Source organism: Tissierella praeacuta DSM 18095 (assembly GCF_900128955.1).
In the GTDB taxonomy this organism is placed as follows: Bacteria; Bacillota; Clostridia; order Tissierellales; family Tissierellaceae; genus Tissierella; species Tissierella praeacuta.
Genome location: NZ_FQTY01000026.1, coordinates 1 through 22,111, shown reverse-complemented (window position 1 = coordinate 22,111; position 22,111 = coordinate 1). Strand labels below are relative to the sequence as shown.

The 22,111-nt window shown below is 30.0% G+C and carries 22 protein-coding genes and 14 tRNA genes; 3 read left to right on the top strand and 33 right to left on the bottom strand.

The annotated features are described in order from the left end of the window. From BUB33_RS15045 to BUB33_RS14975, 15 genes are all read right to left on the bottom strand, one after another. The coding region (locus tag BUB33_RS15045; RefSeq protein ID WP_479694042.1) for a PLP-dependent aminotransferase family protein at positions 1-522 on the bottom strand (522 nt) is incomplete at its 3' end. Positions 523-581: 59 nt separating this feature from the next. Continuing rightward, positions 582-1,184 (bottom strand): MgtC/SapB family protein, encoded by a 603-nt coding sequence (locus tag BUB33_RS15040; protein WP_072977961.1) that lies wholly within the window; start codon positions 1,182-1,184, stop codon positions 582-584. Positions 1,185-1,241: 57 nt separating this feature from the next. Next, on the bottom strand, positions 1,242-2,444 hold the full coding sequence (locus BUB33_RS15035) for a metallophosphoesterase family protein (RefSeq protein WP_072977959.1): 1,203 nt from the start codon (positions 2,442-2,444) through the stop codon (positions 1,242-1,244). A 120-nt stretch (positions 2,445-2,564) separates the two neighbouring features. Beyond that, positions 2,565-2,990 carry a periplasmic substrate-binding domain-containing protein gene (locus tag BUB33_RS15030; RefSeq protein ID WP_072977957.1) on the bottom strand — a complete coding sequence of 142 codons (426 nt, stop codon included), beginning with the start codon at positions 2,988-2,990 and terminating at the stop codon, positions 2,565-2,567. A 47-nt stretch (positions 2,991-3,037) separates the two neighbouring features. After that, entirely contained in the window at positions 3,038-4,012 is a 975-nt protein-coding gene (locus BUB33_RS15025) for an ABC transporter permease (RefSeq protein ID WP_072977955.1), read from the bottom strand. 25 nt (positions 4,013-4,037) lie between these two features. Further along, positions 4,038-4,793 carry an ABC transporter permease gene (locus BUB33_RS15020; RefSeq protein ID WP_072977953.1) on the bottom strand — a complete coding sequence of 252 codons (756 nt, stop codon included), beginning with the start codon at positions 4,791-4,793 and terminating at the stop codon, positions 4,038-4,040. A 243-nt stretch (positions 4,794-5,036) separates the two neighbouring features. Further along, positions 5,037-5,705 (bottom strand): Crp/Fnr family transcriptional regulator, encoded by a 669-nt coding sequence (locus BUB33_RS15015; protein ID WP_072977951.1) that lies wholly within the window; start codon positions 5,703-5,705, stop codon positions 5,037-5,039. Between the two features lie 197 nt (positions 5,706-5,902). Next, positions 5,903-6,901, bottom strand: a complete 999-nt coding sequence (locus tag BUB33_RS15010; RefSeq protein WP_234950074.1) for an ABC transporter substrate-binding protein — start codon at positions 6,899-6,901, stop codon at positions 5,903-5,905. Positions 6,902-6,947: 46 nt separating this feature from the next. Then, positions 6,948-7,733: an ABC transporter permease gene (locus BUB33_RS15005; protein ID WP_072977946.1), complete on the bottom strand. Its 786-nt coding sequence runs from the start codon at positions 7,731-7,733 to the stop codon at positions 6,948-6,950. Then, a complete protein-coding gene (locus BUB33_RS15000; RefSeq protein WP_072977944.1) occupies positions 7,727-8,566 on the bottom strand; it encodes an ABC transporter permease in 840 nt (279 codons plus the stop codon). The genes BUB33_RS15005 and BUB33_RS15000 overlap by 7 nt, the downstream gene beginning before the upstream one ends. Then, on the bottom strand, positions 8,563-9,603 hold the full coding sequence (gene potA, locus BUB33_RS14995; RefSeq protein WP_072977942.1) for a spermidine/putrescine ABC transporter ATP-binding protein: 1,041 nt from the start codon (positions 9,601-9,603) through the stop codon (positions 8,563-8,565). Before potA ends, BUB33_RS15000 begins: the two co-directional genes overlap by 4 nt. Before the next feature lie 19 nt (positions 9,604-9,622). Further along, on the bottom strand, positions 9,623-10,162 hold the full coding sequence (locus BUB33_RS14990) for a helix-turn-helix domain-containing protein (RefSeq protein ID WP_072977940.1): 540 nt from the start codon (positions 10,160-10,162) through the stop codon (positions 9,623-9,625). Between the two features lie 262 nt (positions 10,163-10,424). Continuing rightward, positions 10,425-11,591 (bottom strand): tRNA uracil 4-sulfurtransferase ThiI, encoded by a 1,167-nt coding sequence (gene thiI, locus BUB33_RS14985; RefSeq protein ID WP_072977938.1) that lies wholly within the window; start codon positions 11,589-11,591, stop codon positions 10,425-10,427. Between the two features lie 4 nt (positions 11,592-11,595). Continuing rightward, positions 11,596-12,741 carry a cysteine desulfurase family protein gene (locus tag BUB33_RS14980; RefSeq protein WP_234950073.1) on the bottom strand — a complete coding sequence of 382 codons (1,146 nt, stop codon included), beginning with the start codon at positions 12,739-12,741 and terminating at the stop codon, positions 11,596-11,598. A 29-nt stretch (positions 12,742-12,770) separates the two neighbouring features. Continuing rightward, positions 12,771-13,373 carry a lactate utilization protein gene (locus BUB33_RS14975; RefSeq protein WP_072977934.1) on the bottom strand — a complete coding sequence of 201 codons (603 nt, stop codon included), beginning with the start codon at positions 13,371-13,373 and terminating at the stop codon, positions 12,771-12,773. Positions 13,374-13,766: 393 nt separating this feature from the next. Here BUB33_RS14975 and BUB33_RS14970 point away from each other — a divergent pair, with 393 nt between their 5' ends. Continuing rightward, positions 13,767-14,762, top strand: coding sequence for an asparaginase (locus tag BUB33_RS14970; RefSeq protein ID WP_072977932.1), 996 nt, complete (start codon positions 13,767-13,769; stop codon positions 14,760-14,762). A gap of 145 nt (positions 14,763-14,907) precedes the next feature. On the opposite strand, the gene BUB33_RS14965 is transcribed toward BUB33_RS14970, so the two are convergent. Next, positions 14,908-15,969, bottom strand: coding sequence for a hypothetical protein (locus tag BUB33_RS14965; RefSeq protein WP_072977929.1), 1,062 nt, complete (start codon positions 15,967-15,969; stop codon positions 14,908-14,910). A gap of 162 nt (positions 15,970-16,131) precedes the next feature. Here BUB33_RS14965 and BUB33_RS14960 point away from each other — a divergent pair, with 162 nt between their 5' ends. Continuing rightward, positions 16,132-17,142, top strand: coding sequence for a hypothetical protein (locus tag BUB33_RS14960; protein WP_072977927.1), 1,011 nt, complete (start codon positions 16,132-16,134; stop codon positions 17,140-17,142). A 38-nt stretch (positions 17,143-17,180) separates the two neighbouring features. Here the strand turns inward: BUB33_RS14960 and BUB33_RS14955 are convergent, their stop codons facing one another. The 3 genes from BUB33_RS14955 to BUB33_RS14945 are packed head-to-tail and all read right to left on the bottom strand — an operon-like array spanning position 17,181 to position 19,565. Continuing rightward, positions 17,181-17,648, bottom strand: coding sequence for a nucleoside recognition domain-containing protein (locus BUB33_RS14955; RefSeq protein ID WP_072977925.1), 468 nt, complete (start codon positions 17,646-17,648; stop codon positions 17,181-17,183). Positions 17,649-17,659: 11 nt separating this feature from the next. Further along, positions 17,660-18,076: a nucleoside recognition domain-containing protein gene (locus tag BUB33_RS14950; RefSeq protein WP_072977923.1), complete on the bottom strand. Its 417-nt coding sequence runs from the start codon at positions 18,074-18,076 to the stop codon at positions 17,660-17,662. A gap of 46 nt (positions 18,077-18,122) precedes the next feature. Further along, positions 18,123-19,565 carry a hypothetical protein gene (locus BUB33_RS14945; RefSeq protein ID WP_072977920.1) on the bottom strand — a complete coding sequence of 481 codons (1,443 nt, stop codon included), beginning with the start codon at positions 19,563-19,565 and terminating at the stop codon, positions 18,123-18,125. 130 nt (positions 19,566-19,695) lie between these two features. Between BUB33_RS14945 and BUB33_RS14940 the strand changes: the two genes are divergently transcribed. Beyond that, positions 19,696-20,676, top strand: coding sequence for a ribonuclease H-like domain-containing protein (locus BUB33_RS14940; protein ID WP_072977918.1), 981 nt, complete (start codon positions 19,696-19,698; stop codon positions 20,674-20,676). A gap of 39 nt (positions 20,677-20,715) precedes the next feature. On the opposite strand, the gene BUB33_RS14935 is transcribed toward BUB33_RS14940, so the two are convergent. The 14 genes from BUB33_RS14935 to BUB33_RS14870 all read right to left on the bottom strand — a co-directional run bounded on the left by BUB33_RS14935 (position 20,716) and on the right by BUB33_RS14870 (position 22,094). Then, a tRNA-Ile gene (locus BUB33_RS14935) sits at positions 20,716-20,792 on the bottom strand. Positions 20,793-20,796: 4 nt separating this feature from the next. Continuing rightward, positions 20,797-20,872: transfer RNA gene (locus tag BUB33_RS14930), tRNA-Val, on the bottom strand. A 30-nt stretch (positions 20,873-20,902) separates the two neighbouring features. Then, positions 20,903-20,977 (bottom strand) — tRNA-Trp (locus tag BUB33_RS14925). Positions 20,978-20,985: 8 nt separating this feature from the next. After that, positions 20,986-21,062: transfer RNA gene (locus BUB33_RS14920), tRNA-Ile, on the bottom strand. Positions 21,063-21,076: 14 nt separating this feature from the next. After that, a tRNA-Phe gene (locus tag BUB33_RS14915) sits at positions 21,077-21,152 on the bottom strand. 27 nt (positions 21,153-21,179) lie between these two features. Next, positions 21,180-21,256 (bottom strand) — tRNA-Ile (locus BUB33_RS14910). Between the two features lie 6 nt (positions 21,257-21,262). Beyond that, positions 21,263-21,353: transfer RNA gene (locus BUB33_RS14905), tRNA-Ser, on the bottom strand. 45 nt (positions 21,354-21,398) lie between these two features. Beyond that, positions 21,399-21,487 (bottom strand) — tRNA-Ser (locus BUB33_RS14900). 1 nt (position 21,488) lies between these two features. Further along, a tRNA-Lys gene (locus BUB33_RS14895) sits at positions 21,489-21,564 on the bottom strand. A gap of 23 nt (positions 21,565-21,587) precedes the next feature. Beyond that, positions 21,588-21,664: transfer RNA gene (locus tag BUB33_RS14890), tRNA-Gln, on the bottom strand. A gap of 6 nt (positions 21,665-21,670) precedes the next feature. Continuing rightward, positions 21,671-21,747: transfer RNA gene (locus BUB33_RS14885), tRNA-Arg, on the bottom strand. A 3-nt stretch (positions 21,748-21,750) separates the two neighbouring features. Further along, a tRNA-Gly gene (locus BUB33_RS14880) sits at positions 21,751-21,824 on the bottom strand. 54 nt (positions 21,825-21,878) lie between these two features. Further along, positions 21,879-21,963, bottom strand: a tRNA-Tyr gene (locus tag BUB33_RS14875). A gap of 55 nt (positions 21,964-22,018) precedes the next feature. Further along, a tRNA-Thr gene (locus BUB33_RS14870) sits at positions 22,019-22,094 on the bottom strand. Positions 22,095-22,111: the final 17 nt, after the last annotated feature.

The following is a 22,111-nucleotide window of genomic DNA, read 5'->3' as shown; positions in this document are numbered from 1 at the left end:
ACTTGCTCCTGCTACTATCATCTTTGGCTTTTCTTTTAATGCTATTTCTCTGACTTCATCATAGTCTATTGTTTCTGTTTCTTTATTTACTCCATAGGCTATAAAATTGTAATAGGTTCCTGAAATATTAACTGGGCTGCCATGGGTTAAATGTCCGCCCTGTGATAAATTCATACCTAATACTTTGTCTCCGGGTTTCAATACTGCAAAATAAACTCCCAAATTAGCGTTAGAACCAGAATGTGGCTGTACATTAGCATGGTCAGCACCGAATATTTTTTTCATTCTATCACGAGCTAAGTCTTCAACCATATCTACTACTTCACAACCGCCATAATATCTTTTGGCTGGATATCCTTCTGCATATTTATTAGTTAAATAGCTACCAGCTGCTTCCATTACTTGTGGGGTTACAAAATTTTCTGAAGCTATAAGTTCAATATGTTTCTTCTGCCTATTAAATTCCTTTTCAATAATATTCATCACTTCTGGGTCATACTTAGTTAAATTTGAAAAATCCATTTTTTGTTCTCTCCTCCTATTATCTTATATATTTTTTAAAATTAATCCTATATTTAATCTTAATTTCCCTCAATAAATATGACTTCTAATATTCCATTAATATTATAGATATCTTGGAAAAACTTATCCAGATTTACGGAAACTGGCAGTTTCACTTTGATACAAGATTTTAATATATCATTGTTTCTACCACCATCATTTATATTTACAATCCCAATATCAATAATATCAATATTATATCTACCTAGTAAAACTCCAATTTCCCCAATAAGTCCCGTTCTATCAATTGCTGCAATTTCTAAATTTTTATATTTTGTTTTGAATATCCTTTTCTCAAAAGCACTCAAGATTCCTAAGGTTAGAAGCACTATAGCTGCCGTTAATAATCCTCCCAAATAATAGCCATTCCCAATAGCTAATCCTATTCCTGCACATACCCATAAGCTGGCAGCAGTAGTAAGTCCTTTTATATGGCTTCCTGTTCTTATTATAGTTCCTGCACCTAAGAAACCTATTCCACTTACTACTTGTGCTGCTAATCTTGATGGATCTCCAATTAGCAATCCAGCTGGTCTATTATTTGCTTCTCTTTCCATTCCAATTAAACCACCAATTATAGTGGATAATACAATTCTTAATATTATTTCTACATTATCAATCACAATTTTCTACCTCTTTATTGGATTAAAATTTATTTTATAAATCCTTAATACCCTATTTTAAGAGTTAATATCTAAAATCAGAACTTCTCCTTTTCTATCTATCTTTAATATTTTAGGTGATACATTTCCATAGGCAGTTTCATCGTTTATATTCTCCCCATTGTTTAAAATAACTCCGCTTGAAAAAATTGTAATTAATTTATCACCAAAAAACTTATGGTACCCTAGTGGCTCAGCCTGATGTCCTCGGACAAAAATATCAAATCCTATTAAATCTCTAAACTCTTTGAAATGTTCTTCAGTAAATCTAAATCTTACTTTATCTTCTTTAAGATTTTCATTACTAACAGAAGGATCACTCCACATCATATTTTTTATTATGGATCCATCTAAATAATCCAATATATTCTCATTAGTAAGATCTGAAATACTATTTAAGTATCCGAAGAATTTCCCCTCGCTTTTTCTAGGTCTTGATATTCCTCCATGAACTGCCATTAATACTGTATTCTCATTACATATAAATGAAATATTACTTAAACTATCAAATAAACCTAAATATTTATCAATAATATCAATATTAAAAGTTTTATTTAACTTTGCTAGATTATATAGGTATAGAAGAAACCAATCTTTTTCCAAATCTTTCTCTGGTTTTCTAACCCACATTTTTACTTCTCCATCTATAAAAGAGCCTCCATCATGATTACCTCTTTGAAGAAATATGTTTTCTGTAAATATATATTTTAAGGTTAAAAGACATTGTAAAGTTTTAAGATGCTCTTTTCCTCTATCAACATAATCTCCTAAGAAAATTAACCTAACCTTTTCTTTTCTAAAAACTTTGCTGAAAAAATCAGTTTTTTCTAAAATTCTTTTAAGGCTAATAGTATCTGAATGTATATCACCTATTAAATAATACTCATAATCCATATCATTAAATGAATACATGTTACAGCCTCTTTTACCATCTTCAAGTTTTGCACTAGCTATTTTGATATTAATGTTTTGCTTAAAAGTTTCTTCATTAATATCACTATTTTCTCTATCATGAATATTGCAAACCTCATTAATTAAAAACTCATGTACTTTGTACATATTTGTTAAATCTTGTTCATTTACATTATCTATTTCTTCCCATATTAGACTAATGGTCTTGAAATAATCATTTATAACTTCATCTACATTAACATATCTATTATTTAAAAATTTAGATTTGGTTTCATTAATGAAGTCTATTACTTTCAAATAATCTCTCAATGTATTTTCACCTTACCTTTTTAATGTGAATCTAAAAAAGAATTCCCTTTAATAATTTAAAAATTTTTCTCTTCTTGGATTTTATTATAAATCTAAAATATATTTTAATTTGATTGTAAGTTAATTCTCTATATATACATGATAAAATATTACTCCACCTGTAGGTGTAATTCTAATATCCTTAGCTCTACTACTCAATAACATGGAAGAAGTACCATAACTTATTGGACAAACTATATACTCATTGAGTATAAACTGTTCTGCTTGATGAAGCAATTCATCCCTCTTAACTAAATCTATTTCTGTTCTTATTTTATTTACTAATGCATCATAATCAGGATTGCTATAATGAGGATTATTATTATAATCTCCAGTTGCAAAAATACTTAAAAATGAAAATGGGAAACGACTTCCATTCCAAGTTGATCTAGCCAGTTGAAATTCTCCACTATGTCTTCTCTCTGATTCTACCTTATATTCAACATTCGTAAGCTCAACTTCAATATTTAAATTTTTCTTCCACATTTCCTGTAACATTTCAGCCATTTAGTCACCTCTTCTTTATTTACGTAGTCTTGGATCTAGTGCATCTCTTAAGTAAATATTGAATTTGGTATTCTCATAGCTGCTTCTATAATTACTATACCAAGAGTATTTGGTATAAGATGCTTTGTAATTATTCTCCACGTACTTGCTCCAACTGTCTTAGCTGCAAGAACATATTCACTTTCTTTAAGAGATAAGACTTGTCCCCTTACCATTTTTGCCATACCAAGCCATGAGGTTAATCCAATAGTAATCGCAACGGTTTTAACTCCAGAGCCAAATATAAGCATCAAAATAATGACGTACAGCAATCTAGGTATAGAGCTTAAAACTTCTCTTATTCTCATCATTATCATATCTGTTCTTCCACCTATAAAACCAGATATAGCTCCATATAAAACCCCTATAGTCAAATTTGATATAGCAGAAACTAAGCCAACTATCATTGATATCCTAGCCCCATAAATTATCCTGACACATATATCCCTTCCTAAATCATCAGTACCGAATACATATAATCTATTAAAAACCTTTTTATAGACTTTAATTTCTTCACCTTGAGAATTCTTTATCCTATAAGGTTTCTCATTAAAATCAAAAACAACCTCTGTTTCTTCAATATTATATATCCTCTTTTTTTCTTGAATATTTTCCCTTACATCTGTTACCTTTTCTAATAATCTTCCATTTTCTGTAACTGTGAAAGCTCCCATAACTGGATCTAGATAAAAATATGTATCTTCATTGAGCTTTCGTATGGGAAATCTTGGTGGTATTGACTTAAAATCAATATTCTGATCAGAATAATTATATGGCGAAATATAAGATCCAAAAATGGCTACAAATACTAAAAACAACATTATAAATACGCCAAAAACAGATAATTTATTTTGTCTAAATCTTCTCCTTACATCCTGCCAGTGAGTTAAGGATTCACCCCCTATACTTTGTACTACTTCACGTCTCTCAATGGGTTTCCATAGTTCAGAACTTATTTGAGAGATTTTATCTATTTTCTCCATACCTACGTTCTCCCTCCCTTTCTAATTATTTATCTATACTAACTCGTGGATCTACAACTACATAACATATATCAACTATAAGTACCATAATCAATGAAATGAGAGAAGAAAATATTGTAACACCCATAATTGTAGTATAGTCTCTGTTTCCAACTGCTTTAACAAAATAACCTCCTACACCTGGTAATGCGAATATCTTCTCTATTACAAAAGAACCTGTTAAAGCACTGGCAATATTACCACCTAAACTCGTTATCATTGGTAGAGATGCATTTCTTAATGCATGTTTATATTTAATTTTTATTTCACTTAATCCCTTTGCCCTTGCTGTTCTAATATAATCTTGTCCCATAACGTCTAGCATTGATGCCCTATTTAGTCTCGTCATTGAACCAATTGAGCCTAGTGACATGGCTATACAAGGAAGTACATAACTCTTAAATCCATCATTAATTCCAAATATAGGAAACCAACCTAACTTAAAAGCAAATATATATAAAATTAAAGTAGCCTTTACAAAACCTGGCAGTGTCTTGCCTAAAGTTGTAATAAACATAATTCCTCTATCAAAGTAACTATTTCTTTTCAAGGCAGCTGCTACTCCTAAAGGAACTCCAAATACTATAATCAAAACAATATAAAGAACTGCCATCCTTGTGGTAACTGGAAATCCTCTGGATATTAATTCCGTTACCGTTCTTCCTTCATAAGCATAAGAAGGTCCCAAATCAAATCTTACTATGCCTTTTAAAAAATCAAAATACTGTTTAGATATATTCACCTCCCATTTTCATCAATAATATTTTGTAACTACTCAATTTTCTATAAACATCACCCCTTTGAATTTAATATTCATTATATTTTTAGAATTATTAATTAATATTATGGTCTATCTTTATATTTATTTCTGTGTTCCACACTACACTGTTAAATTATTTTGTTGAATATATTAGAAGCTTAAATATCCGTAAAAAAATACCTATCACAAAAGTTCAATTTACTTTTATGATAGGTATGTATATTTTTATTTCCAAGTCACATATTTTGACAACCCTTCTATATCTTGTATTACAATTTGGTCCCCATTTATACTTATTAATTCTTTATCTTGAAACTCATTTAAGGCTTTAGTTACTGTAGCCCTAGAGCATCCAAGTATCTTAGAAATTTCCTCATGTGTGAATCTTCTCCTTATTTTAGCACTTTGCTTATCTATTGACCCTTCCTGATAAAACCATCTAATTAAAGTGTCAGCTACTTTTCCATTAGAATCGCCAAAAGCCATATTCACCATTACAGACATTAATATTCTCAGTTTCCTTATTAGATTGTAAATAATATATCTATAGATTTCTGGACTTTCCAAAATAATTTTCTCTAATTGCTCCTCATCTAATACTGATATTTCACTATCTTTTGCAGATTTTACTACTAGCTCACTTTTACACTCTTCAAAATATTCTAACTCACCAAACACCCCACCAGCACTGATAAAGTAAAAAATTTTTTCTCCACCGTCTATACTATAAAATGAATAACAAATTCTTCCCTTAGTTACTATATAGAATTTTTTATCCTGTATTTCTATTATACTGTTTTTAGGATATTTTTTAATAACTCCCCGCTTACTAATATCTAAAAAAGCCTTCTTCATTTTCCTATCTCTATCCATATCAAAAAAAGCATTATACATTTTATCACCCCATTTAAACATCCCTTGGTCATATTATATCATTTATCGACATTTATTTGTCGAAGTATTTTCATTATCCTGTGATAAAAATTGTAAATTAATTCTCTTTATTCATATAATTTCTTGATTTCTCTAATCTTAAAATACTCCATAAAAAATACTGGATTGCAACCTTCTGCTGCAATCCAGTACCTTTATTATTCTCCTGACATTATTTCAGTCCATATTCTATCATATTCTTGTATGATATCCATTGGGTCTTTAAATATCTCAGTATTTTTAATTTCTCCATCGGAAGGATATGCAACTTTAGAATTCTTTATATCATCTGGTAACATTTCTATTGCCTTTGGTATAGGGGTTGAATATCCTATATAATCTGTATTTCTTGCTGCAATATCTGGTCTACACATGAAATTAATAAAAGCCTCAGCACCTTCCTTATTCTTTGCTGTACTTGGTATTACCATACTGTCAAACCAAAGATTTGTTCCTTCCTTTGGTATAGCATAGGCTAAATCTGGGTTATCTCTAATCATAGCTACTGCATCTCCTGACCAAACTACAGCAAGAGCTGCATCTCCACCTATCATGGCATCTTTTACCTCATCACCTTGATAAGCATATACTAATGGTTTTTGTTTAATTAATTCTTGCTTTGCTTTCTCTAGTTGATCTATATCTCTTGTGTTCATAGAGTATCCAAGTTTTAATAATGCCACTGCAAGAGTATCTCTTTGACTATTTAACATAATTATTTGCTTTTTATATTTTTCATTCCATAAAATATCCCAACTATCTACTACATCATCTACCATTGTCTTATTGTAGATAATGCCAACTGTCCCCCACATATATGGTACAGAATATTTATTACTTAAATCAAAATCTAAATTAAAAAACTTCTCATCTATATTATTTATATTAGGTATATTATTTTTATCTAGTTTAAGAAGCATATCTTCTCTTATCATTCTTTCAATCATATAATCAGATGGAAATATTACATCATAGCTGCTTCCACCCTGTTTTAATTTTACATATAAGTCTTCATTAGTTGCAAACATACTATAATTTACCTTTATATTATGTTCTTTTTCGAAGTCCCTGATTACATCTTTATCTATATAATCTCCCCAGTTATATACATTGATGGTTGGTCTTTTATCACCACATCCAACTAAAATAATTCCCATAACTAAAATTAAAACCAAAAATAATATTGACTTTTTTGCCTTCAATTTATACACCTCTTTCAATTTCATTTTTTTCTGTTCTTTTATTTATTATTAACAGCATTATCATTAAACTAACAAACATTAAAGTAGATAATGCATTTATTACAGGATTTATTCCACGCCTTGTCATAGAAAATATTTCAATACTTAAATTAGAAACACTATTTCCTGTATTGAAAAAAGATATAACAAAATCATCTACTGATAGTGTAAATGCCATTAGTCCACCTGTTATTATACCTGGCATTATCTCAGGTATAACTACCTTTCGTAAGGCATAAAATGGTGTTGCTCCAAGATCCATAGCTGCTTCAGCTAAATGTTTGTTCATCTGCTTTAATTTAGGCAGTACAGATAGTATCACATATGGTGTACAAAATGTCACATGGGATAAAAGCATGGTAGCAAACCCAAATTCTATTCTTAGAAATCTAAATAAGGCCATAAGGGATACTGCCGTAACTATATCAGGATTTAATACTGGAATATAATTTAAGTTTAAAATTATTTTTTTATTTAAACCTGGCATATTGTAGATACCAATCGCAGCAAATGTGCCTATTACTGTAGATATAATTGCGGAAAGTACTGCTACAAGTAAAGTATAATAAAGAGCTTTTAAAATTTCAGCATCCTTAAATAATTCTATATACCATTTTAGTGTAAAACCAGCCCATACTCCTCTTGATTTAGAGTTATTGAACGAAAATACTATTAAAACAATAATGGGGGCATATAGAAATGAAAATATCAAAAATGTATATAGTTTTTTTATTCCTTTATTTACCATAATCCCCCACCTCCACCTTCTTTTTCCTTATCAAATTTTGATGTAAGAGCCATTGTTATAAGGATAAATACCATCAATATTATAGACATTGAAGAACCAAAATGCCAATCTCCTGTCCATCTAAATTGTTGCTCTACAAGATTTCCAATTAAATTATATTTATTTCCCCCCAGCAAGCTTGATATTATAAATGTACTTACAGCTGGTATAAATACCATAGTTATACCAGTGATAATTCCTGGAATACTAAGTGGAAGTATAACCTTTCTAAATACTTTAACCTTATTAGCACCTAAGTCCTCTGCTGCTTCAATTAAACTATTATCTATTTTAGTCAATATTGAATAAATAGGTAAAACCATAAATGGTAAAAAATTATACACCATTCCAAGTAAAACTGCCTTATCATTATACATTAACTCAAGTGGTTTAAATCCCAATTTTGTAACTAGGAAATTTATAAACCCATTTCTACCAAGTAAAGTAAGCCATGCATAAGTTCTTAATAAAAAGTTCATCCACATAGGTATAACAAACATTAAAATCATAATATTCCTTTTTCTGATCTTTTCTTTTGAGATAATAAATGCCATGGGATACCCAAGTATTAAACAGATAACTGTTGAAATAAATGCTAAGTTAACTGAACGACCCAATACCTTTAAATAGGTTGGAGTAAAAAACCTTTTAAAATTATCTAAGCTAAACTGAAATGTAGAAAAGTTTTGGCTATCTCCCCTAGTAAAAGCAAAGTACATTATGAGTAAAAGTGGAATTACAATAAATATAACCATCCAAATAATATAGGGATATGCCACCTTTTTCATTTTCATTCTTCCCTCACCTTCTTCATTATATGAATATTTTCAGGTAAGACCATCATTCCTATTTCAGTTCCTACAGGCTTCATTATAGTACTGTGTATCATCCAATCAAAATCCTTAGATTTAACTATCATTTCATAATGAACTCCTTTAAATGTTACAGACTCAACTACTCCTTTCAGTTTCCCAGACTCTAACGAAACTATTTCAATATCCTCTGGTCTTATTACTACTTCTATTTCTTCATCCTTGTCAAATCCTTTATCTACACATTGGAAATTTTCTCCAGAAAATTCAACTAAAAAATCTTCATGCATAATTCCATTTATAATATTGCTTTCACCAATAAACTCCGCAACAAAGGCATTTTTAGGCTCATTATATATATCAACAGGTGTACCAATTTGTTGAATTTTTCCCTTATCCATTACAACTATTGTATCGGACATAGTTAATGCTTCTTCTTGGTCATGTGTCACATATATAAATGTTATACCTACCCTCTTTTGCATATTTTTTAATTCCATTTGCATATCTTTTCTAAGTTTCAAATCCAATGCTCCTAGGGGTTCATCTAACAAAAGAACCTTAGGCTCATTTACCAATGCTCTAGCTATGGCTATCCTTTGCTGTTGCCCACCACTTAATGAAGTAATTGTCCTATTTTCAAATCCTTGAAGATTCACAAGTCTTAACATTTCTTTAACTCTTTTACTAATTTCATCCTTTGGTATCTTTTTTATCTTTAATCCAAAAGCAATATTATCATATACATCTAGATGTGGAAAAAGAGCATATTTTTGAAATACTGTATTTATCTGTCTCTCATAGGGCGGTAATCCTGTAATATCTTTCCCTTCAAATAAAACTGTACCTTTAGTTGGTTCCTCAAATCCACCTATTATTCTAAGGGTAGTTGTCTTACCACAACCACTTGGCCCTAAAAGTGTTAAAAATTCATTTTGTCTAATATATAAATTGATATTTTCTAAAACTGTAATTCCGCCAAATTCTTTTCTAATATTTTTTAATTCTATAGCGTGCATTTTATTCCCCCCATTATCTTTAAAAACTAGGCGGTGTACTCACCCAAATAATTGAGGCCTTTGTCTTGCCTTCATTTGATATATAATGATTAGAATTAGCCTTATAGTAAAAACTTTCTCCTTTTCTAACCTTATACTTTTCTCTGCCTATATTAACAAAAATACTTCCGTTTATTACATATCCAAATTCTTCACCTTCATGAGGTGTATCCTCTTTTGACTGTCCTCCAGGCTCTAGTTCTAGAAGAATTGGTTCCATCTTATTTTTCTGTGCATTAGGTACGATCCATTTTAAAACATACTTTAATTCTTCATTCTCTGTTTCAAAAGCATCATCTTTTGAAAAAACTATTTTTTCATCAACAGATTCATTAAAAAACTCTTGTAAATTCGTCCCAAGTCCCTCTAAGATATCAACTAAAGTGGCTATTGAAGGAGAGGTTAAATCTCTTTCTACTTGAGATATAAATCCCTTAGTCAACTCTGACCTATCAGCTAACTCTTCTTGAGTAAGTGAATTCTGTATTCTCAGCCTTCTTATTTTGTCACCAATTTTCATAAATACGCCCCCTGTATTACTAACTATATATTAAATAATTAGTTTATCTTTACTAAACTTTTTTCCAACTATCATATTATAGTCAAAATCCACAATAAAAGTCAATAGATTTTTATAATTTTTATTTGTCTTTTATCTTTGTATTATACTTACTTATATAGTATATAGAATATTTCAAGTTTAATATACTAAGTTTTTTGTATAAAAAAAATAAACTAGCATTAAATGCTAGTTTATTCAAATAAATTATTAAATTCATTTATTATTCTATTGTAGTTATTGTCATGCTTTCTATTGCCTTATCAATAAGATAATTTATATCCAATGCTTCCTCTGACTTTTCAATATCTTCTATCTTTGGCTTTGTAACTGGATGCTTAGGTAAGAAAACTGTACAACAATCCTCAAAAGGAAGAGTGGATGTTTCAAAGGTTTCTATATCTTTTGCAATCTCTATAATATCTATTTTATCCAGTCCTATTAAAGGTCTAAATACAGGTAATTTCACTGCTGCATTTGTTACACTAATACCTTCAATTGTCTGACTAGCTACCTGACCTAAACTCTCCCCAGTTATTAAAGCATTTAATTTTTGTTTTTCAGCTATTCCTTCAGCTATTCTCATCATAAATCTTCTAGATAAAATCGTCATTTCCTTCTCTGGACATTTGGCATTTATTTCTTTTTGAATGTTTAATAGATTTACACTGTACATAGTTATTTTACCAGTATATCTAGATAGAATAGAAGCCAAATCTTTAACCTTTTCTTCAGCCCTTTCAGATGTAAAAGGATAGGAATGATAGTGCACTGCTGATATCTCAACACCTCTTTTCGCCATCAAAAATCCAGCTACTGGGCTATCTATACCTCCGGATAAAAGCAGTAGCCCTTTACCATTAGTACCTATTGGCATACCTCCATATCCTTTAATCTTATCTGCATATATATATACATTTTGTTTTATATCAATATATATTAATGTATCTGGATTATGGACATCTACACTTAATTCATTAAAAGTTTTAAGTACAACCCCGCCCATCTGCCTAGAGAAATCTGGAGACTTTATTGGAAAGTTTTTATCTGCTCTATTAGTATCAATTTTAAATGTTTTTATCTTATCCTTTTCAATTTTACATTTTACCATTTTAAGTACAGCTTTTTCAATAACTTCTACATCTTTTCCAACTCTAATACATGGACTTATATATACAAGTCCAAATACTTTTCTCAATCTATTAATCATCTGCGAAAATTTAGTTTCTTCTGCTTCTATATAAATTTTTCCCTGTTCTTTATATATCTTTTCAAATCCTAAATCTTTTATTGCTCTTCTCATGTGCTTAATTAATTGGTCTTCAAAATATTTTCTATTTAATCCCTTTAAAGCAATCTCACCTAAACTTACAGATAGCACTTTATCCACTCAATCACCTCATAGTTATTTGTCTAATTTCAGATACTGACTCCTTAAGTATCTGAACTGTATATTCAATATCTTCAATGGTATTTTCATATGAAAAGCAAAATCTTATGGCTCCTTCTATCTCTTCATTCTTTAGACAGATACTTTTAAGCACATGACTCTTTTCTGTACCTTTAGATGAACATGCTGAAGAAGTGGATACATAAATATCTTTATCCTCTAAGCAATGTAAAAGTACCTCCCCCCTTACATGATTAAAAGATATATTTAATATATATGGAGAAGAACTTTCATCCAATGAAGTATTAAATCTTATATCTTGGATTTCTTCTTTCACCCTATTGGCAAGATATTCTTTAAGTTTAAACGCATACTTGGATTCACTCTCGAAATTCTTTGTCATTATTCTTACAGCCTCACCAAATCCAATAATACCAGTCAAGTTTTCAGTTCCTGATCTTAGTCCTTTCTCTTGGTTCCCTCCAAAAACTATGGGAGAAAGAACATGTTTTTTATCTATAAATAGCCCTCCTACCCCCTTTGGTCCATAAACCTTATGTCCACTAAAGGAGTAGCTATCTATACCCCATACTTTCAAGGATAAACCTACTTTGCCAAATCCTTGAACTCCATCAACATGTAATAATGTACTGGGGTTTACTGAATTGATAATCTTTTTTATTTCTGCTATAGGCTGTATAGCTCCTATTTCATTATTAACATGCATTACAGATACTAGAATAGTATCTTTTCTAATAGAATTTTTCAACTCTTCCAAAGATATATAACCAAGGCTATCCACATTTAGATAAGTAATATCAAAACCTTGAATTTCATAGTTTCTCATTATGTTTAATACGGAAGAATGTTCTATCTTCGTAGTAATTATATGTTTACCTCTCTTGCCAAATTTATTTACAATACTTTGAATAGCTATATTGTTGCTTTCTGTACCTCCAGAAGTAAAATAAATCTCATTATTATCTACATTCAAATATTTAGCAATATATTCTCTAGCTTCTTTTATTTTTTTTTCCGACTTCATACCAAGTCTATGAAGAGATGAAGGATTACCAAAATCCTTCTCCATACTTTCACTAACAATATTTATAACTTCTTTCCTTGGTTTTGTAGTGGAACAATTATCCAAATAAATCAAATATTATACACCTCTTCTAATTAGTATCCTAATTCTTCATCAACCAAATAAATATGAATATTAGTTGCTCCAGGTTTTTTATGGATTATAACTTCTGTTTTACAAATTCTTTGTGGTGAATTACAATCCATACATTTTCCAGTATAAGTACAAGGAGTACTAAGATTTAGTCTTTTAGCATTCATTGGTGCAGCAATGTTTCTAATTCTTTCTATAGCTTCCTCATAATCTTTACATATTTTATTCCTTCCAACAACTATATATACATCTTTATGTCCATAAATCATAGATGCTACTCTATTACCATTTCCATCCATATTCACAAGCTTACCATCCATAGTCAAGGCATTGGTACTTGTAATATAAGTATCTGTATTTATAGCTTTTGTAACTGCATTTTCAACATCTTTTTTCCAATGCCAATAAACTTCATTACCACTATTTTTTAAGTCCTCATATACTCCCATATCTTGAATTGTCATAGAACCACCTATACCTATAGATTCTTCCTTCTCTATTTGAGATAGTAGGTCTTCTCTTGCTTCTAAAATACTATTAAATTTCCTTACTATAAAACCATTTTTTGATAATACCTTTTCTAATTCCAAAAATCTATTATCCATTTTAAATCCTCCTATATTAACTATATCCTATTATACTATTATACAAGATTTATATATTATATTAAAGTCAAATTATAAATCTAAAATACAATATAGATTGATTTTGAAATTATGTAAACTTCATGTCGTAAAATGATTTTTTTAAAAAAACCCTTGCATATTTTGTCGGTATTTGCTATAATTTATATGTGGTTATCCCCCTGGTAACCTCAAATAAGATCTCTATTCCCAATACCCCTTTTGAACGGTTTATTTACATCCAAAACGGGTGAAGACTCCATTAGGAGTCTTTTTTTTATGTAATTATTTCCCCTTTATATTTTATAGTATCTTAAAGTATGCTATATTAATATTGTACTTAAATTTTAATATAATTAATTGGAGGTATATAATATGTCTAATAAAAATAAGGTAGCTATAATATTTACTGGTGGTACTATTTCTATGAAAATTGATCCTCGTATTCATGCTGCTATACCTGCATTAACTTCAGAAGAAATTATTAGTATGGTTACAAACATTGAAAATTTTTCTGAAATTGAAGTAATTAACTATGCAAATATACCTAGTCCTCATATTACTCCATCTATGATGATGGAAATAGCTGATTTAGTCAAGCAAACCATAACTAGAGATGATATTACAGGTGTCATAGTAACCCATGGTACAGATACTCTTGAAGAAACTGCTTATCTTCTTGATTTAATAATTAAAACAGAAAAGCCTATAGTAGTAGTCGGTGCCATGAGAAATAGTTCTGAACTTGGATATGATGGCTCCAGCAATCTTTCTGCTGCTTTATGTACTGCTATCTCTAATAAGGCTAGAAATAAAGGTGTTTTAGTAGTAATGAACAATGAAGTAAATGCCGCTAGCGAAGTTACTAAGACTAATACATTATCTTTAGATACTTTCAAGTCTCCAGAATTTGGTCCCTTGGGAATTGTAGATAATGATGAAGTTATATTCTACAGAGACATTATATCCCACCAATTCATTGATACTAATATTATAGAAGAAAAAGTAGGATTAATAAAATCTGTTCCTGGTATGGAGTCGGATATATTAGATTTTTACATAAACTCTGGATATAAGGGTATAGTTATTGAGTCACTAGGTAGAGGAAATCTTCCTCCTCAAATGATACCAGGTATCAAAAAGGCAATTAGTCAAAATATTCCTGTAGTCATGGTATCTAGATGTCCTACAGGTAGAGTTTTAGACTCCTATGGATATGAAGGAGGAGGTAAACATTTACGTGAATTAGGTGTAATCTTTGGAGGTAATTTGCCAGGACAAAAAATAAGAATAAAACTTATGCTTGCCTTAGGGTCAACAAAAGATATGCATAAAATTAAGGAAATAATAGAGCAAAATCTATTTAACTAATAATCTTAAAGGAAAAAGGTTTATTATAGCCTTTTTCCTTCCTTTCTATATCTTCCTCTAGTTTTATAATTTAAAAATTTTTCGATTTCAATTATATTATCTTCCAGTTCCTTAACCTTTTCTTCCAATCTATTTATTACTATTTCTAAATTCTTGGAATACTCATGAGCTTCTTTTTTTTTACGGGAACTTCTACAACATTATCTAAAGGTCCGAAACCCATAAATCTTATTTCTGGGTATATACTGCCAAAAGAATATTGTAGTTGAACATTGTCCTTTGGAGTTATGGTTAAATACTTATATCTAACAAAATCTATCCCCCTTGATTCATTCCACATATATAAAGTTTGTTCCCAAGATTCCCCTCTATCTTCACTGTATCTACTCATTATTTTATTTAATTCTACCCAAGTAATCCATAGTTTATTTTGAAAAAATATTATATTAGGATGAGATGGACTTCCTTCATTTGAGATAGTTTCCTCACTATATTTTACATAATTTCCATTATCATAATGAAATTTATTATATTTGACTACTAAATTACCAAAACTATATTCACAATAAGTCAAATGAATAATATCATCTATTATACATATATCCAAGAATAGTTTATCACTTTCTGTATCAATTAAAACCTTCTTACTACTCCACTCCAATTTATCAATACTAAATTCTTTCAATTCTATTACCTTGTTATTGTTATAATATAATAATAAAATATTATTATGATTTTGAGTTAATTTAATAGGATTGAGAACTTTATTTACAATAATTTCCCCCACTATATGATCATTCCAAATACTTCTATTATAGTAATAGTGATGAATTCTATATTTTTCTTCAGCATCTAATGCTTTTATTAAATAAAATATATGTATTATTTCATCTTTTATCATAATATTTAAATCAAATACTTCTGCTAATCTTTCTGATGTAAGCTGTATTTTTTCTTTTTTCTTTTCTCCAAATATATTCAAAATAAGATGTCCCTCTTTGCTTTGATATAATATATAAATATTATTTTTCAAATCAATGGCTATATCATATTCTTCAAGTACGTCTTTAGCTATAATCTCCTTGCTATTAGGATTTATATCACTTGTAATTCTTTCTAACAAAATATCCTCTTTTGATTTTCTAAATAACATGATATTATTGGAGTTCATTTCAGCAATAGTCCATTTATCAGTAAAAAAAGTCATTTAAGCACCACCTTTTGATTATTCTTAATAAATCTCTCTAGTAATAGATATTATCCTTATATGTCTTATATTCCCATTTTTATTTGTAACAGAATAATAACTAATGGAATATATTATCAGTGAGAAGAGAAAATATCTTATTTTTAAAAAGGAGGAAATATAATGCATTCAAATATATTACCAGAAGAACTTAATCAAAATATCACTGATAGATGTTGTGTTGGAACTACAGGTTGTGAATGGGATGGTACCCTAAGAAGAGTAGTAACTGAACCTATATTTGTACAAAAAGTTTATGATGCAACTCTTGTAAACTTACAAGCTTTAAGTACTGTTAGCAATGTAAGATTTACTCCAAATTTACCACAAGGTTCAAGAATCATAAGAGTTTTAGATATTAGATGTAGAAGATTTTTTAATCCTGCTAATGTAAATGACCCTCGTAATTTAGTAATAAATCCAGAAACTGTTCTTTCAGGTGGAGAGTTTGTGAGAGATGCACAAGGTAATTTTGTAGAAGTAGTAGGACCAGATGGAATTCAAAATCAAAAACTAATATTTGCCGATACGACTGTATGTGATGATGAAGGTAGAGGTACTCCAGTATTTGGTACTCAAAGAATTTGTCTTAGAGGAAATGTATTAGTAGAAATCGATGTTTTAGTTTTAAGTGCTAATGGAAGAAGAAGTACTGTTACATTATCAGCTAATGTTCCTATTGCACCAGCTAACTCACCTATAGTGCTAACTAACTTTTTCGAATTATGTATACCTTCAGTGTTTAATTCTGCATTCTTCCCAAGATTTGCTGAATTCCGTAATATCTTATGTGAAACAAGGCTTGGTACTAATAGTATTGCTAGAGATATACGTATAAATCCAGAAACTGGAGAAGTAAGAATAGATTTAATCATTGCTATTTGTATATCTTGTGAAAAGAAGATAATAGTTCCAGTTCAATTATGTGTACTTTCAACAGGATTTACTGAACTTTCTCCAGAAACTTCACCAATTTGTACAACATTCCCAACTTTATTCCCAAGACAAATAGACGAAGATAGTATAGGTGGAATTGAAGACCCTGGAAAACCTAATCGTCCAGGTTGTAGAAGGGGATTCAGAACTTTAGATGCAGAGGAATTTGTTGAAGAAGTAGACGTAGAACTTGAATAAAAATACAGAGAGGTGCTTGTTTATCAGCACCTCTTTTATTATCCTTTAATTAAATAACCGTTAATCTCTGCCTTCTTTAATATTCTCGATGCAAATAAAGAAATAACTATTGCTACTCCTACTCTTACACTCAATAAAAACCAAAGATTAGCCCCTACTACTACAAATAATAATGTGTCTTCAATCACTGCATGACAAGCAATTAGAAATATCATTAAGGTATATAAATCTTTTTTACTTAAATTATTCTCCTCTGTGCTTTCTATAATAACTCCAGCGCCATAAGACAAACCAAATATTAACCCTATAATTAAAGGAAAAACAGCTACATTAGATATATCAAAAAAATTAGCAACTGGCTCCATCTTTCGAGATAATTTAGCTAATATTTTTGAATCCTTAAGAATCTCCATAAATACCATCAATGGAATAACAATCTTAGCCATTGTAATTACAGATTCCAATGATCCCATAAAACTATCTTTAATATATAGCCCAAAATTCATTTATTTCACTCCTATAAAAGAATATTTAATATTAATCCAGAAACTATTGCTAATGCAAGTCTAATACCTATTACAACAAATAAATTCACTCCTGTTTTTTTAGCAACAGCTGTTTCTAAAAATAGGCTATGAGAAAATGATAACATAACTGCTAAGATAGTTATTTGTTTAATATTTAAATTCAAACTTGTAATTGCACCTATTCCTGCATATAGATTAATACAGTTCCCTAGTACAAGAACTAAAGATGTTTCACCAGGCAGACCCAATAATTTCATAGCAGGTTCAAACCACACTGAAATCATATCTAATATTGGTGTCATCCGAAGAAAAGTAACAAAAAAATATACAGGAACTACTATTTTTGTCAATCTCCATAAGGTATTCATTCCTTTTTTAAAACCTCTTATTGTACTATCCATAATCATTTATATCAACCTCATTTTATTTATTTTATTAAAAGGCATCATATTTTTACTCTTCATTTATAAACTCTTGCAAGAAATAAAGTAAATAATCTATAGTAAAATTAATTTCTTCCTTAGATAAGACTTTACTATCTAATGAGTACCTAATATAGTCGTTAAATTCCTCAATACCATTAAAAGGTAGTTCTATTTCAGATAATAATTTTCTCATTCTAACCTTTCTTTCAATATTACTCATTTTAGACAAAGATCTATTTATATACTGTATTAAAGAATCAACAATTTGTTCTAAATACTCTTGCGTAATTTGTATATCATTCTCTGGAAATAATATTTTATTGTCTACTAATTTGGTATCATTATAATAAGTAAGTATTTTTTTAGTATAAAGTAAGTCTTCGTCTAACTCAACATAATTAAAATCTTCCCTTTTTAATGCCTCAGAATTTAAAATATTAAATTCTTCTAAATCCACAAATATATCTTCTTCTATTTTTTTTATTCCTTTTTCAATTATATTATTAAGTTTATCTATACTTTCTTTATCTTCATTGGTTATGGTTTTCATCCATTTTTCATATATTTCTACAATTTCTTCAGATATCAAACTATCCTTTTCTAAAAAAATGACTATAACCATATTACTTATCAACCCTAATCTCAATATAAAATCAAATATTTCATTGATTTCTTTAGCCAAATTAATTATTTCTTTTACTATAATATCTAATTCGTCTAAATTTTTATCTGATAATTTTATATTTCGTAATTTTTGTATTTCTCTAAAATAATAATCAAATTTAGTACCATATCCATCCCTTATAGAACTATTAAATTGTTTTTTATATTCATTAATTTGAGCTTCAACCTGTACCTTAGTATATAATCTTAAATTTCTCATTATGGTATTTTTAAGTATAGCAAAATAATTTTCTTTTACTAATCTCATAGGTATTGTCAAAACTATTTGTGAAATAACATGAATATACTTATAATAATCATCTTTTAATTTATTTAAGATATCATTTATTATAGCAATTAGCTCATCTACCTTATTGGCATTGTATGGTATATTTTCATAATCCTTTTTAGATAATATCTTAATTCCATATTGGTCAACTAATTCCCCCATATAAGATAACTCTATATTATATCCATCTATAATTGATAATAATTCGTATATTTCTTCTCTAATACAAATTATTTCATCTAATTCTAAATCTATTTTTCCACCTAATTCAGGCATAGATTTATTTAGTAAATTTATAACCTTATTTATGTAATAATCTAATAAATTAAATTCACTAATTAACCCCTTATTTTCAGTTTGTTTCCTATCTTTTAACATATTTTTAAGTATATTTATACCGTTAAAGGCATTTAAATAGCTAGATTCCTTTATAAGTTTAAGTTGTTTTTTGTTCAGTAATATAATATTATCTCTTATTTCCTCATTAGACATTTTAGCAACATTTTCTATATTAATCATAATTAACTTTATCTCCTCTCAATCCTAAAATTCTTCTATATACAAGCTTTGATTTTATCTCTATTTAAAGGTATAATTAAAATATCAATATTATTATTATAACATAATGAAAGCTTAGGGTGAATTGTTTATGGAGACTATAGTTAATATAATTTCTCATTCTTTAAATATACAAAATTATTTTGATAACAATAATATTTGTTTTATTGATATTGAAACTACTGGATTAAATAGAAATAAAAACATGATTTATTTAATAGGAGTTTTATTTTTTGACTTCAATGCTCAAAGTTGGACACTAAAGCAATATTTTGCTAATAATATAGATGATGAGCAAACTTTATTAAAAGAATTTATAAATAATCTAGATGACTTTAATAAAATCATTACTTTTAATGGGGAATCCTTTGATTTACCATTTATAGAGTGTCGTCTAAAAAAATATGGAATTAATTACACATTTGATAAATTAAAATCCTTTGATTTATATCAAATAGTTAAAAAAAATAGCTCCTATCTAAATCTTCCAAACTTAAAATTAAAAACTATTGAACTCAGTTTAGGATTTAATAGGGAAGATAAATACTCTGGTTATGACTGTATTGGTTTTTATTATAATTATATAAAATCTAAAAATATATTGCTCAAAGAAAATATACTAAAACATAACTATGATGACCTTGTCCATATGTTAGACATAATTAAAATATTAGATGTACTAGAAGATAAAAAAAGTCTTTGTATTAAATTGCAGAATAAAGTTCTAAAGTTTACAATTGAAAATATGGGAATAAAAGGTGATATGTTAAATATTAATGGACTTTCAAACCATCCTTTAATAAAAAATATAAAATATTATAATGAAACTTATAGTGTTATTACCAAGAATCTTAATGAATTTGATATATATATAGAAATAAAACGTGGTTATATAACCAAAGAAGAAAAATGTATATATATAGATACTTCCGAGTTTGATCAAATTAATAATATAAATAATAACTTAGACTATAAATTACCGTCTAATATTTTAGTATTGATGATTGAAAAAAAATACTGTATTAATAATATTAAAAATTTACTTATACAAATCTTTAAAGATATATTTTAGATGAGAAATAAAAAAACAGACTCTTTGGTCTGTTTTTTTTGGTGGGCCTTCAGGGACTCGAACCCCGGACCTACCGGTTATGAGCCGGGTGCTCTAACCGACTGAGCTAAAGGCCCCTAATGGTGGGCACAACAGGGCTCGAACCTGTGACCCCCTGCTTGTAAGGCAGGTGCTCTCCCAACTGAGCTATGCGCCCATATTTTATAATTAACATTACTAATTGTTTTGGCAGGGGTGGCAGGATTTGAACCCACGACATTCGGTTTTGGAGACCGACGTTCTGCCACTGAACTACACCCCTATGTTTTTTGGTGGGCCTTCAGGGACTCGAACCCCGGACCTACCGGTTATGAGCCGGGCGCTCTAACCAACTGAGCTAAAGGCCCCAAAAATAAAAAACTGGTGCCCGGAGCCGGAATCGAACCAGCGACACGTAGATTTTCAGTCTACTGCTCTACCGACTGAGCTATCCGGGCACATTAATTTAGTTTATATGTATGGTATGGTGGGCCTTCAGGGACTCGAACCCCGGACCTACCGGTTATGAGCCGGGCGCTCTAACCGACTGAGCTAAAGGCCCCTACCATGGCGGAGAAGGAGGGATTTGAACCCTCGCGCCCCGTGAAGGACCTACTCCCTTAGCAGGGGAGCCTCTTCAGCCACTTGAGTACTTCTCCATATAAAAATAATCAGTTCTTGCGAACAATTATAAATCTCAAATTTGGCGGAGAGGGTGGGATTCGAACCCACGTGGGCTTGCACCCTAACGGTTTTCAAGACCGCCCCGTTATGACCGCTTCGGTACCTCTCCATGGTGATCCATCCGCGACTCGAACGCGGGACACCCTGATTAAAAGTCAGGTGCTCTACCGACTGAGCTAATGGATCATAATTATTTAATTTATGTTTATTGGCTGGGGTGACAGGACTCGAACCTGTGGAATGCTAGAGTCAAAGTCTAGTGCCTTACCGACTTGGCTACACCCCAACAACATGGCGCGCCTAGGAGGATTCGAACCCCCGGCACACGGATTAGAAGTCCGTTGCTCTATCCTACTGAGCTATAGGCGCATATGGAGCGGGTGAAGGGGATCGAACCCTCGCAACCAGCTTGGAAGGCTGGGGCTCTACCACTGAGCTACACCCGCATATGTGGTGTACCCTTAGGGATACCTTTAAAATATTCCCTATAAGGTAAATATTGGTGGAAGAGACTGGATTCGAACCAGTGAAAGCTTAGCTAACGGATTTACAGTCCGTCCCCTTTAGCCTCTTGGGTACTCTTCCCTATTTGTTTTTTGCAATTTCACAACTCAATATTTTTCGTTGAGTTAGTTTACAATGGAGCTGGCGAGAGGAATTGAACCCCCAACCTACTGATTACAAGTCAGTTGCTCTGCCGATTGAGCTACGCCAGCAAGTTTGTTATTGCTTG